This is a genomic window from Salinicoccus halodurans, from assembly GCF_900114445.1.
GTDB classification, from domain to species: Bacteria; Bacillota; Bacilli; order Staphylococcales; family Salinicoccaceae; genus Salinicoccus; species Salinicoccus halodurans.
In genome coordinates, this window is record NZ_FOTB01000001.1 from 680026 (window position 1) to 693248 (window position 13223).

Below are 13223 nucleotides of genomic sequence, written 5' to 3' on the forward strand. Positions count from 1 at the left end.
GCATAATGGAAGAAGTATTAATGCCCAAGCTGGGAGAAAGTGTAACTGAAGGTACGATTGAAAAATGGCTGGTTCAGCCTGGTGACACGGTTGAAGAATATGACGCATTGTGTGAGGTCCTTACAGACAAAGTCACGGCTGAAGTCCCTTCAGTGTTTGATGGCACCATCAAAGAGCTTCTAGTGGATGAAGGCGATACGGTTGAAGTCGGCACACCCATCTGCAGGATGGAAACGGAAGGGAATACCGAGTCTGAAGAACCTGCCTTACAGGAGGGAAACTCAGCAGAAGCACCTCCTGAGGAATTAAAACCGGAACAGCATGCTGCACCTGAGAAAGTGAATGCGCCGAAAGGCGCCCGTATTTCACCGGTAGTCATGAGACTTGCCAGTGAAAACGGCATCAATCTCGAAGAAGTGGCCGGTACTGGCTTTGAAGGCAGGATCACCAAAAAAGATATTCTCAAAGTGATCGAAGAAGGTCCAGCCAGAACAGAAGGACCAAAACAGGAAGTACAAAGCACCAAAAGCCCAGAGCCTGCTCCGGAATCATCAGCACAGCAACCTGCTGCAGGTGAGGAAATTCCTGTTACAGGTGTCCGTAAGGCGATCGCGGGCAAGATGGTCCAATCCAGCCAGGAAATCCCGCATGCATGGCTGATGATGGAGGTTGATGCTACAAACCTCGTGAACGTAAGAAATAAACATAAAGCAGCTTTCAAAGAGAATGAAGGTTATAATCTCACCTTCTTCAGTTTCTTTGTTAAAGCGGTTGCTGAAACACTGAAGGAATATCCTATGCTTAACAGTTCATGGCAGGGTGATAAGATTGTTGTCAATAAAGACATCAATATCTCCATAGCTGTCGCCGGTGATGACAAACTCTATGTACCGGTGATCAGAAACGCGGATGATCTGTCCATCAAAGGCATCGCAAAGCAAGTCAGTGAGCTGGCTAAGCTCGGACGGAATCATCAGCTGACACAACAGCATATGCAGGGCGGCACCTTCACCGTCAATAATACAGGTGCGTTCGGATCTGTTCAGTCCATGGGAATCATCAATCATCCCCAGGCTGCAATCCTGCAAGTGGAATCCATCGTAAAGCGTCCTGTCATCGTAGATGATATGATTGCTGTAAGACACATGGTCAATCTTTGTTTGTCCATCGACCACCGCATACTTGACGGACTTGTTGCCGGGGAATTCATGAAAGCTGTCAAGTCGCGCATTGAAAGTTATTCAAGTGAGCATACATCAGTTTACTAACCTTTACAAAAACGGTGATTCGATATAGAATTGAACCAAAGTATATTAAGTAAATCTCGTATTTATGAGGTTTATTCCCAAAGGAGTTTTTGTGATGAATATGGATTTCAATCTCTACATGAACGATGTCGTAACTCAGGCGCGAAGCGAAATGCGCGAATCCGGATATACAGAACTGACAACACCCGAAATGGTGGATGAATATCTGAATAAAGAAGGCACTTCACTCGTCATGGTCAATTCAGTCTGCGGCTGTGCCGGAGGCATTGCACGTCCTGCTGCGAAGCATGCACTCAACTATGATAAACTTCCAACCCAGCTGCTGACGGTTTTTGCAGGTCAGGATAAGGAAGCAACAGAACATGTGCGTGAAAAAGCAACGGACTTTCTGCCATCCTCACCGTCATTTGCATTATTCAAAGATGGTAAAATTGTAGACATGATCGAAAGGCATGAAATTGAAGGTCATGAAACAATGAGTGTCATTACGAATCTGCAGGCATGGTTCGAAGAGCATGGTCAAGAGGTATGATCATAAAAAGAGAGGTCCCCGGAGGGACCTCTTTAATTTGGTTACATCGTAGTAAGCATACTTACGCCAAACAGCAGACCTGAAACAACAATCAGAAAGATCATAAACCAGATTACTATTTTTTGAATTTTACTATTGCTCATAATATCATCCTTAAATTTTTGCTCTTTTTATTATAATATACACTGCTGTGACAATCAACAAAGTAACGGAGGAACGAAGCGATGAATAAAGAAAGACTGATCAATCAATTTATGGAAATGGTCCAAATCGATTCGGAAACAGGAAATGAAAGAAAGATGGCAGATTATCTGCTGGATATTTTCAATAGTATGGATGTTGAAGTTTATGAAGACGATACACAGAAAGAAACAGGCTATGGTGCCGGCAATATATTTGTGCGTCTTAAAGGGGATGACAGTGAAACTGAACCTGTCTATTTCACAGTACATATGGACACCGTAGTCCCAGGTGTCGGCATTAATCCTTCGATTGAAGGAGATTACATCGTCAGTGACGGCTCGACGATTCTGGGCTCCGATGACAAAGCTGGAATTGCTGCTATCGTTGAAGCAATCCGTTCTTTATCTGAATCCGGAACTTCCCATGGGGATGTTGAATTCGTCATTACTGTCGGTGAAGAATCCGGGCTGGTCGGCGCAAAAGCGTTTGATACTTCGGTGTTAAAAAGTAAGTTCGGCTATGCCGTGGATTCTACGGGGAAAGTTGGGACTGTTGTCACTTCAGCTCCGACACAGAGTAAAATCGAAGCGCATATCCACGGCCGTACAGCCCATGCAGGGGTTGCTCCAGAAGAAGGGGTCAGTGCGATAAATATAGCTGCAAAAGCAATCAGCCAGATGAAGCTCGGCCGTATTGATGCCGAAACGACTGCCAATATTGGACGCTTTCAGGGAGGCGGTCCTACCAATGTAGTGACTGACTACGTGAATATCCTGGCGGAAGCCCGCAGTCTGGATGAAAATAAGATGCATGCCCAGACACAGCATATGAAGGAAGCATTTGAATCCGCAGCAGAAGAGCTCGGCGGCAAAGCTGAAGTGGTAACTGAAGTGATGTACGCAGCACTGCAGGCTGAGAATGACTCCGAAGTGGTCAAAACCGTATCCAAAGCGATTGAAAACATCGGCAGGGAAGTCAGCCTGATCAGTCTCGGCGGTGGAAGCGACGGGAATGTCTTTGCAGGAAAAGGTATTGATACAGCAATTCTCGGACTGGGATATGAAAACATCCATACAACAAGTGAAAAGATGCCAATTGAAGAGCTTGGCAAGATTACTGAACTCATTACAGAAATCATCAAAGTACAGAAAGAAAAGAGGTAAGCTGTATGATTTATGATATTGGAGTCATCGGCCTGGGTGTCATGGGGACGAATATTGCGAAAAATATGTCACGGAAAGGATTCAAAGTCGTTACGTACGACTTCTTTGATGATGTCCGTAAAAATCGGATGAATGAATTGAAACAGGAAAATGTCGATATTGCCGCTTCACTCGAATCCTTCGTCAATGATCTGAAGAAGCCCAAAAATATACTTATGCTGGTAAAAGCAGGTGAGGTAACTGATCAGACGATCGAAAAAGTCGCTCCTTTACTTGAAAGAGGAGACACACTCATTGATGGCGGAAATGAACAGTATGAAAATACACGTCGCAGAAACATTGAACTTACCGAGAAAGGCATCAATTATATCGGTATGGGAGTCAGCGGAGGAGAAGAAGGTGCCCTGAACGGACCTTCGCTTATGCCGGGCGGCCAGAAAAAAGCATACGAAAACGTCAGAAATATTTTTGAAAAGATTGCTGCAAAAGCTGATGACGGCAAACCATGTGTGACCTACATTGGCAATGACGGCAGCGGCCATTACGTCAAAATGATTCATAACGGTATCGAATATGCGGATATGGAACTCATCGCAGAAAGTTACTTCTTTATGAAACATGCCCTCAAAATGTCGAATGATGAAATGAGTGATGTATTTTCAGAGTGGAATAATGGGGAGCTGAACAGCTATCTTATAGAAATAACAGCTGAAATCTTGAAATTCAGGGACGAAGAGGGTAATTATGTCCTTGATCTTATCCTCGACAAAGCAGGCCAGAAAGGGACCGGTAAATGGACAGGGATAGAAGGTCTGAAACTGGGTATCCCTCTATCACTCATAACAGATAGTGTGTTTGTCAGATGCCTCTCCAGCCTGATTGATGAACGTGCTCTTATCAGTGAAGCCTACCCAAGTGAAATGGGTACGGTAGAAGCAGATAAAGAAGCTGTTCTGGAAGATCTTAAAAATGCTCTTTATATCAGCAAGCTTATGTGCTATTCACAAGGGTTCAGACTGCTTAAAGAAGCCAGTGATATTTATGACTGGAATCTGCAGCTCGGCGAAATCTCGATGATTTGGCGCAAAGGATGCATCATTCGTGCCCATTTCCTCGAAAAAATCAATCAGGCGTATACAAATGATCCGGGTCTGACTAATCTCATACTCGACGACTTCTTCAAGGAAATCGTCACTGAAAATCAGCAGAGCCTGCGCAATATTGCCTCATCTGCAATAAAAAATGAAATACCGATGCCGGCTTTCCTGAGTGCCGTTTCCTATTTCGACAGCATGAAGCAAAAGCGCGTTTCCAGCAACATGGTTCAGGCACAGCGTGACTATTTTGGTGCACACACTTACGAAAGAGTGGATAAGGACGGCGCATTCCATACAGATTGGTTCTAATTATAAAACGGAGTGGCAGGATCAAAATGATCCCGCCACTCTTTTTCAATCAATATATAATGCCTGCCACACCTGGACTTTGGTATCCGGTGAGCCAATATCAAATGTACTCTTCAGAACTTCCATCGAAAAGTTGCAGTTCAGTTCACTGTCTTCTTTGAAACGCCATCTCCTGAATATATAATTGTAAATCCTCTCAACCGTATCCGGCGCCGGCCCCTGGGATTCGAATATGACGAAATCGCTGGATTCCGTATAAGTCTCTTCAAATGGAGCGGCGAGGGTCGAAGTCACACCGATAAGGACTTCCATCTCGTTAGCCACATACCTCTCATGCAGAAGAATCCCTTTTATACTGCCATTGTTGAACCTGAGCATTTCGTCAATGATGCCATTCCTGTTGAGATCATCCAGCAGCCGGTATTTGCGTTCCGCACTGTATTCGGAAATTGAAAATCTTTCCGCGACACCTACAATCCTGGTGCTTTCCAGATATTGTCTTCTTGCCGGGTATCTCGGTTTGTCAACCGGCACCACTTCAAAAGAAATGCGTTCGAGGAGATCCAGCGATCTAAAGTACTTTTCCGTTTCATATGGAGAGATTCCAAATTCATCGAGGTATGCATCTTTAAACGTCTCAATGCTTGAGAAACCATAGTATTTTGCAATGTCAATAATGCGCCTGTGCCCAGTGTACAATTCATAGGCAAGTTCTGTCATCTTCCGTTTCTGCTGGTATTCATAAGGTGTCATGCCTACCAGGGAAGTGAAGATCGTCATGAAGGACTTCTGTTCAACGCCCAGATTATTCAGCACTTTGTCGTAGTCGATCTTATCCCTGAGGTGGTCTTCTATATATACGATAAATTTTTCCACGAAATTTACTGTTTCCATGATATCCTCATTTCACTCATCATACATCCCACCACTTGAATCCATCACGCGAGAGCAGGAGGGTACTCTTTACCGGTCCGCTTGAACCGGATTGATAGTTCGGGAAGGACGCAGGGGCATTTTCCCAGGCTTTATTCACAGGATCCACGAATGCCCAAGCGTTCATCAATTCCTCCTGATGGGTGAAGTTCGTCGGATCACCGTTCAGGCAGTCATATATAAGATTTTCATACGCATCGACTGTACGGTCAAGATCTTGTTTGGCAACCGTGTATGACAATTTGATCTCTTTTGTATCCTTTTCACCGGCATAATCTTTTACATTAAGGTGAAGTGTGATGCTCTCGTCCGGCTGAATGCGGATAACCAGCAAGTTTTTAGCAAGCACATCATCTTCCTCATCCTGGTAATAAAGATTCTTTGGAACTTCTTTGAATTCCACTACAATTTTCGTTTCTTTTTCCTTCATCCGTTTACCGGTACGTACATAAAATGGTACGCCTGCCCATCTGAAATTGTCTATGAAGAGTCTGGACGCGATGAAAGTCGGCGTATTGGAATCTGATGCAACATTTTCCTCATTCCTGTATTTTGGTACAGCTTCGCCGTCTACAAGTCCTTCATCATACTGCCCACGGACAAAATGATTTTTAACATCTTTTTCGTCAAGCCTCCGGAGACTTTTCAGCACTTTTATCTTTTCGTCACGAATGTCATCACTATTCAGACTTATAGGCGGCTCCATTCCGAGAAGGGATACAATCTGGAGAAGGTGGTTTTGGAACATATCCCTCACAGCACCACTTTTTTCATAATATTCCCCGCGATCCAGGACACCGAGCGATTCGGAGGACGTGATTTGTATATTGGATATATAGTGATTGTTCCACAAAGGTTCGAACATTGAGTTGCTGAACCGGATCACCTCAATGTTCTGAACCATTTCCTTGCCCAGGTAGTGGTCGATGCGGTAGATTTCATGCTCATCAAATGTCTTTGCTATTCTGTTGTTGAGCGCGAGTGCACTGTCATAATCCTTACCGAAAGGTTTCTCGATGATCAGACGTTTGAAACCGGTTGTATCTGTCACTCCGGATTCTCTCAGGTTATCTGTAATCACTGTAAAGTACTGGGGCGGCATGGCAAGATAGAATAGTCTGTTTCTGCCGGTATCAAACTGCGCTTCCAGCGATTCGAATCTATCATTTAATATTTTATAAGTATTGCTGTCAGCAATATCCAGTTTCACGTAGAACACATGCTGAAGAAATGTTTCCAGACCATCCAGGCTCTTCAATTTTCTGTTGGCACTTATGGATTCTTCTGCTGTGCGTCTGAAATCCTCATCCGAAAGATCTCTCCGGCCCACGGCAATGATTACAAAATTGTCTTTTAAAGAACCTTCCTGAAATAAATGGAACATGGAAGGCAATAGTTTTCTGCTTGATAGATCGCCTGTTGCACCAAATAATGCAATGGCTACTTTAAACGGGTGTGTATTCATTTCCAACAAGTCCTTTGGTCAAATTTTTTCCTTACATTATTATTCCACTGTATACTGAAAAAAACAACTCTTTAATATGGTATAATGAACCAATCATTATAGATAGGTGATCATATGAAATTTACAGTTCTCGGTTCCGGGGCAGGCATTCCTTCAAGAACCCGAAACACACAAAGCTATATTCTCGATGTGGTGGAGGAAATCAATCAATATTTTCTGATCGACGCATCAGAAGGTGTGCAGCATCGTATATTACATACGACTGTACGCCCCTCTAAAATAAAACATATATTCATCACACATCTGCACGGTGATCATATTTACGGACTTCCAGGGTTTTTATCTTCGCGTGCCCATCAGGGCGGAGAAGACATCCCCCTAACCATTTATGGACCGCCCGGTTTGAAGGAATGGATCGGACTTACTTTAAAAACCAGCCATTCCCAATTGAATTATCCGGTCCATTATGAAGAAGTATCTCACAATGTACAGTATGAAGTCGAAGGTTTTACTGTAGACACATATTTACTGGACCATACCATTGACAGTTATATGTATGTATTCAATGAACCGGAAAAACTTGGAAAACTGAATACGGATAAACTGAAAGCGATAGGCATACAGCCCGGTCCTTCATATAAGGAGATTAAAAACTCCGGCACATTTTCTCATGAAGGTGTCACATATGATACGAAAGCGTTTCTCAGCGATCCTGTTCCCGGCAGGAAAGTATCTGTACATGGTGACACCAGGGTGATTACAAAACCCGATTATCTTTCCCTTTTGGAAGGTTCCGATCTGATTGTGCATGAAGCCACCTACCTGGAAAGGGAAATAGAAAAAGCACACATGTATTTCCATTCAGAAATACACAATGTGCTTCAGAATTTCTCTCAGATCGATTACCGGAAGATTCTGTTCAGCCATATCAGCAACCGGTATGACGAAGATGATATCAGACTGATCAAGGAGACACTGGATGAACATGTGTCCATCGCACATGATTATCTTGAAATTACCATCCCGCGTATTTCTTTATAAAGGAATCCACGGTTTCCCTGTAATTTTTCGGATTCCTGTTATAGCTTTCAACATGCCCGCCGCGTTCAGGGTACCAGGCCACCTTTGGTGGCTTTTTCTTATCATATAATTGTTTGCTCTGTTCATATGGAATGAACTTATCCGGTTTTGAGTGGATGAAAAGCATCGGCTGTTCAATTTTTTCTATCACACGGATGGGTGACACTTTAAATAGTGAAAAACGGCTTCTTATCCTGAAGAAAATGTTAGTGAAGAATAAAACGAATGGAGAACCTATTTTAGTGTATTGGCTGAATATGTTCGTCAGCTCATCTCCGAGCGTCGAGAAAGAGGCATCCGATATATAGAACTTCGCCCTGTTGGACAGCTCACCGGCATATAGTATCATTGTGGCTGCTCCCATGGATTCTCCGTGAACTCCCACTTCTATATCGGGACCATAATGCTCAAAAAGATGATCGATGACGGTCTCCAGATCATATTTTTCATAAAATCCGTAAGTCGAGTGGACGCCCCCTGTATTGCCATGACGCCTTGCGTCATATATTACAGCATTATATCCCATTTCCACGAACATATTCAAATATTTGATTGAACTGATTTTATTCTCCGTGACGCCGTGACACAGTACTATCCAATTGTCTGTATCATTCGGATGGACGAAAACTGCATTGATACTGTAGTCAAATCTGGAAGGAATCAGTACATCGTCCTGTTTCAGTTTCTGGAATTCTTCCATATTCAGGCGTTTGGCACGAGTTTCACGCCGTTTGATAACTTCCACATCTCTTAATTTGAAAAACAGAATCTGGCTGGAAGCGTAGTATCCGAGAGAAACCAGGAAAACAATTAAAGATGATATGGCTGCAATCAGCCATTTAATCATCGATTTCATATTCTATGCTCTCCGTATTTCAAAGTTTTTACCGCCTTCAGAATCCTGCTGTATTCCTGTTCTGTCAAATCTTCGGTTTTGCCATAGCTCTTCAGGTTGTCATTCAACTGTTCGAGACTGCTCACGCCGTTGACAATCACTGCGTTATTTTTTCTCAAAAAGGCATAGGAGAGGGCGGTCAGGTCTGAATTGAGGCGTGCAAGAGCGTCGATTGATTCTTTCAGTTCATCTTTCGAGTAGTCGAGGATACCTGACTCAAATTTTTCTTCCAGCACTTTTGAGGATTTGTGGCTCATAAGCCCCTTCATTACCGGTCCCCGTGCAAGCGGCCGGATGTCGCCCAGTGTCTCCATCACTTCGAGAGGACGATTATCGATCGGATTGAATTGCATCATCAGAGTGGCCATTGAACTGTGTTTTCTGTAATAATCAATGACGTTCATACGGATGGAAGAGATCCCGTAACTTCTGATCACACCGTCCTGCTTCAGGTCTTCAAAAGCCTGGATTGTTTCATCTTTATCATCTTCGATGGTTCCCCCGTGCAGCTGATACAGATCGATTTGATCGATGCCGAGACGATGAAGGGAATCCTTGACTGCCTCTTTAATATAGGAGGCTCCCGGATTCCAAGCTATTTTTTCCTGTTTGGCTGCATCGAACTGGTTGCCGACCTTTGTTCCGATGGTGAAATTGTATTGCGAACGGTATTTACTTAATATTTCACCAACCATTTGTTCATTTTCTCCGAATTGGTAAAGATCTGCCGTATCAAAATACGTGATGCCTGCACTGAGTGCCGCTTCAATTATTTTCTCAGCTTCTGCTTTGTCATCAGTGGGAAGGTTCATGCATCCCAAAGAAAGTTCTGAAAGAGAAAGGCCGTCTTTAGTATTCAAGTTTCTCATTTAAATCAGTCCTTTTTTAATAATCGTTTAATGCATACATTCCAATTATAGCAATTGTAACGCCATTCTTGCAGTAATGTGCAAAAATCACCCCATTAAACCAATTGCTTCAGGGTAAGGAATATGGGAACATATTCATGAGGGTATAGTTTACATATTGTCCGAATTCCGATGGACGATATATATGATACCATGTATATTTGATAATGGACACGAGGTTTCCTATATTGGAAAGGAAGTTAATCATGACGGAAAATAATAATTACAATCATCTTAAGGAAAAGATTATCCACGTGGACAGAGTATTTGACGGCAAAGTGATACAGGTCGATCATGACACTGTCGAACTGCCGAATGGAGAACAGTCCAAAAGGGAAATCGTCTATCATAACGGGGCCGTCTGTCTGATTGCAGTGCATGAAGATATTATGTATTTTGTCAGACAGTATCGTATTGCACCGGATGAATTCCTGCTGGAAATCCCTGCCGGCAAGATTGAAAAAGGGGATTTTCCCGAAGCTTCTGCGAAGCGTGAACTGGAAGAGGAAATCGGGGCAGCGGCAGACAGACTGGAACTGATCCATGAATTTTACGTCTCTCCGGGGTTTTCAAATGAATTTGTCTATCTCTATGAAGCAAAAGATATAAAAATGCAAACTCAGAAGCTGGATGATGATGAATTTCTGGATGTTGCAAAAATCCCGCTTCAGAATCTCAGGCAGATACTGTCGGATGGATCAGTCAGAGATTCCAAAACAATCATTGCAATTCAGTATGTAATTGAGAAGTACAATTTATAATCATTATAAATAAGTCTTTTAAAATAGTTGTAAATTCGATATAATGTTTGTGATTATCAAACAAAGTAGGTGAACACGTGGAAAACAGGATTGAGAGAATTAAAGACGCACTGCAGGAGGCAAGATATAAACTTACGCCTCAGCGGGAAGTGACGGTCCGGGTTCTGCTTGAGAATGAAAAGGATCATTTAAGTGCAGAGGATGTCTTTATGAAAGTAAAGGACAAATATCCTGAAATCGGACTGGCGACTGTCTACCGCACACTGGAATTGCTGAGTGATCTGAAGGTTCTCGACAAAATAAACTTCGGCGACGGGGTCAGCCGCTATGATCTCAGGAAAGAGGGCGCCAACCATTTCCACCATCACCTTGTCTGTATGGAATGCGGCTCGGTTGAAGAAATCGAGGAGGACCTGCTGACAGAAGCAGAAAAAATTGTAGAAAAAGATTACAATTTCAAAGTCCTGGATCATCGACTCACTTTCCATGGTGTTTGCAAAAAATGCCAGGAGAAGGAGTGACAGATGGATTTGGAAAGAAATATAGATGAGTACCTGCTTTTTTTGAGTGTAGAAAAGGGGCTGAGCCAGGCTTCGATCAGTTCCTACAGGCAGGATCTGAAACAATACGAGGTTTTTCTGGAAGAAAGGAAAATCCGGGATTACAGTACTGTTGACACAGAACTGATCATCTCATTCCTCAAACTTTTAAAAGAAAGCGGGAAAAGTGGGAAAACCATCACCCGGATGCAGTCGACGCTCAGAAATTATCATCAATTTCTGTTAAATGAAAATGTTGTGACCAGCAACCCGGCACTGCGCCTGCATTCAATTAAAGAAGATAAGAAACTGCCCGTCTATCTGACCGTTGAAGAGATGGAGACACTTTTGAAAACACCCGACGCATCGACAGCTGGTGTCAGGGACAAGGCGATGATGGAGCTGCTCTACGCTTCAGGCCTCCGCGTCAGTGAAGTCATCGACATAAAAACGACGGATTTAAATACCGATATGGGATTCATCCGTGTAAGGGGCAAAGGCAGCAAAGAGAGGATTGTACCGATGACCGACCATGTAGGCAGGCTTCTCACAAGCTACATAGCAAATGAAAGACTGTATCTGCTCAAAGATGACAATGTGGATGCTTTATTCATTACAAACAGGGGTAAAGGTTTCACCAGGCAGGGATTATGGAAAACGATCAAAAAATATGAAATGCTGAGCGGTATCGGAAAAAATATTACACCGCACACTTTCAGACATTCATTTGCTACCCATCTGATTGAAAACGGCGCAGATCTGAGGGCTGTGCAGGAAATGCTCGGGCATTCGGATATCAGTACAACCCAAATCTACACCCAGATATCTGCAGTTAAAATAAGAGAAATGTACACGCAATTCCATCCGAGAAAGTAGGAGATATTAATGTTTAATAAAATTCACCTCATCGTCCTTGATTCAGTGGGAATAGGGGAACAGCACGATGCAAAACAATTCGGAGATGAAGGTGCCCATACTTTAAGGCACACCCTGGAATCTTATCCGGTAAAACTTCCGAACCTGGAAAGTTTAGGTCTCGGCTGCATCGATCCACTCCCGGGCGTGGACTGCTCCGCGGAGCCGGAAGCATTCTACAGTAAGATGAATGAAGTGTCGCAGGGCAAGGATACAATGACGGGACACTGGGAAATTGCCGGACTGAACATTGAAGAACCTTTCAAAGTCTATCCGGACGGTTTCCCTGAAGCACTTCTTGATAAGATCCGCGAAGCAACAGGAAGAGGAATTGTGGGCAACAAACCTGCAAGCGGTACGGAAATTATCAAGGAATACGGAGAGCATCAGATGGAAACCGGGGATCTCATCGTCTATACTTCAAATGATCCTGTGCTCCAGATTGCCGCACACGAAGAAGTTATCCCGCTGGAGGAGCTCTACGATATCTGCGAGAAGGTGCGGGCCATGACGACAGATCCGGAATTCCTCGTCGGAAGAATCATTGCCAGACCGTATGTCGGGGATTCAAAAGAGACTTTCACCCGCACGGAAAACCGTCATGACTATGCACTGGAGCCCTTTGGCAGAACAGTGCTTAATGCACTAGAAGATAACGGCAATGATGTCATTGCGATTGGCAAGATCGATGATATTTTCACGAGTTCCGGAATCACAGAAGCTGTACGCAGTAAAAACAATGAAGATGGCGTAGATAAACTTCTGGAAGTGATGGACAAAGACTTCAACGGTATTTCATTCCTTAATCTTGTGGACTTTGATGCATTATACGGACACAGACGTGATCCAAAAGGATACAGCAATGCACTGAAGGCATTTGACGACCGTCTGCCGGAAATCACCTCTAAATTGAAAGATGACGATCTCCTGATCATTACAGCGGACCATGGGAATGATCCGACTTTCACCGGTACTGATCACACAAGGGAAAGCGTTCCTCTATTGGTCAAAGCCGGCAAAGATATGGCCTATGGTAAAATCAGCGATTCAGATACATTCAGTAATATTGCCGCTACCATTGCCGACAACTTTAAAATCGAATACCAGACTCATGGCAAAAGCCTGCTTCAGGAGCTCAACTAATATGAAGAACAGATACTCTGTCTTGATTTTCC

14 protein-coding genes are annotated in these 13223 nt (G+C 43.5%); 9 read left to right on the forward strand and 5 right to left on the reverse strand.

Features of this window, described 5'->3' with window-relative positions; translation table 11 throughout:
* Nucleotides 1–5: 5 nt before the first annotated feature.
* Together BM271_RS03445 and BM271_RS03450 are read left to right on the forward strand one after the other, a co-directional pair.
* Nucleotides 6–1268 carry a dihydrolipoamide acetyltransferase family protein gene (locus tag BM271_RS03445; protein ID WP_046790232.1) on the forward strand — a complete coding sequence of 421 codons (1263 nt, stop codon included), beginning with the start codon at nucleotides 6–8 and terminating at the stop codon, nucleotides 1266–1268.
* Between the two features lie 94 nt (nucleotides 1269–1362).
* The gene (locus BM271_RS03450; protein ID WP_046790233.1) at nucleotides 1363–1800 is read left to right on the forward strand and encodes a BrxA/BrxB family bacilliredoxin; all 438 of its coding nucleotides are present in this window, start codon (nucleotides 1363–1365) and stop codon (nucleotides 1798–1800) included.
* Nucleotides 1801–1841: 41 nt separating this feature from the next.
* Here the strand turns inward: BM271_RS03450 and prli42 are convergent, their stop codons facing one another.
* Nucleotides 1842–1943, reverse strand: a complete 102-nt coding sequence (gene prli42 / locus BM271_RS14145; protein WP_143544896.1) for a stressosome-associated protein Prli42 — start codon at nucleotides 1941–1943, stop codon at nucleotides 1842–1844.
* A gap of 81 nt (nucleotides 1944–2024) precedes the next feature.
* On the opposite strand from prli42, the gene BM271_RS03455 reads away from it, so the two are divergent.
* Nucleotides 2025–3146, forward strand: coding sequence for a M20/M25/M40 family metallo-hydrolase (locus tag BM271_RS03455; protein ID WP_046790234.1), 1122 nt, complete (start codon nucleotides 2025–2027; stop codon nucleotides 3144–3146).
* A 5-nt stretch (nucleotides 3147–3151) separates the two neighbouring features.
* A complete protein-coding gene (gndA, locus tag BM271_RS03460; RefSeq protein WP_046790235.1) occupies nucleotides 3152–4552 on the forward strand; it encodes an NADP-dependent phosphogluconate dehydrogenase in 1401 nt (466 codons plus the stop codon).
* 45 nt (nucleotides 4553–4597) lie between these two features.
* Here gndA and BM271_RS03465 read toward each other — a convergent pair whose 3' ends face one another.
* The gene (locus BM271_RS03465) at nucleotides 4598–5446 is read right to left on the reverse strand and encodes a helix-turn-helix domain-containing protein (protein ID WP_046790236.1); all 849 of its coding nucleotides are present in this window, start codon (nucleotides 5444–5446) and stop codon (nucleotides 4598–4600) included.
* A 19-nt stretch (nucleotides 5447–5465) separates the two neighbouring features.
* Nucleotides 5466–6950 (reverse strand): glucose-6-phosphate dehydrogenase, encoded by a 1485-nt coding sequence (gene zwf / locus BM271_RS03470; protein ID WP_046790237.1) that lies wholly within the window; start codon nucleotides 6948–6950, stop codon nucleotides 5466–5468.
* Nucleotides 6951–7064: 114 nt separating this feature from the next.
* Between zwf and BM271_RS03475 the strand changes: the two genes are divergently transcribed.
* Nucleotides 7065–7991, forward strand: coding sequence for an MBL fold metallo-hydrolase (locus BM271_RS03475; protein WP_046790238.1), 927 nt, complete (start codon nucleotides 7065–7067; stop codon nucleotides 7989–7991).
* Here BM271_RS03475 and BM271_RS03480 read toward each other — a convergent pair.
* Together BM271_RS03480 and BM271_RS03485 are read right to left on the reverse strand one after the other, a co-directional pair.
* Nucleotides 7966–8886, reverse strand: coding sequence for an alpha/beta hydrolase (locus BM271_RS03480; protein WP_046790239.1), 921 nt, complete (start codon nucleotides 8884–8886; stop codon nucleotides 7966–7968). The genes BM271_RS03475 and BM271_RS03480 overlap by 26 nt on opposite strands.
* Nucleotides 8883–9794, reverse strand: coding sequence for an aldo/keto reductase (locus tag BM271_RS03485; protein ID WP_046790240.1), 912 nt, complete (start codon nucleotides 9792–9794; stop codon nucleotides 8883–8885). The genes BM271_RS03480 and BM271_RS03485 overlap by 4 nt, the downstream gene beginning before the upstream one ends.
* Before the next feature lie 245 nt (nucleotides 9795–10039).
* Between BM271_RS03485 and BM271_RS03490 the strand changes: the two genes are divergently transcribed.
* The 4 genes from BM271_RS03490 (at nucleotide 10040) to deoB (ending at nucleotide 13191) form a co-directional block, all read left to right on the forward strand.
* Nucleotides 10040–10594 (forward strand): NUDIX hydrolase, encoded by a 555-nt coding sequence (locus BM271_RS03490; RefSeq protein WP_046790241.1) that lies wholly within the window; start codon nucleotides 10040–10042, stop codon nucleotides 10592–10594.
* Nucleotides 10595–10671: 77 nt separating this feature from the next.
* Nucleotides 10672–11115: a ferric iron uptake transcriptional regulator gene (fur, locus tag BM271_RS03495; RefSeq protein WP_046790242.1), complete on the forward strand. Its 444-nt coding sequence runs from the start codon at nucleotides 10672–10674 to the stop codon at nucleotides 11113–11115.
* A gap of 9 nt (nucleotides 11116–11124) precedes the next feature.
* Entirely contained in the window at nucleotides 11125–12009 is an 885-nt protein-coding gene (gene xerD, locus BM271_RS03500; RefSeq protein WP_234960416.1) for a site-specific tyrosine recombinase XerD, read from the forward strand.
* Nucleotides 12010–12018: 9 nt separating this feature from the next.
* Nucleotides 12019–13191: a phosphopentomutase gene (gene deoB / locus BM271_RS03505; protein WP_046790244.1), complete on the forward strand. Its 1173-nt coding sequence runs from the start codon at nucleotides 12019–12021 to the stop codon at nucleotides 13189–13191.
* The last annotated feature ends 32 nt before the right edge of the window (nucleotides 13192–13223 follow it).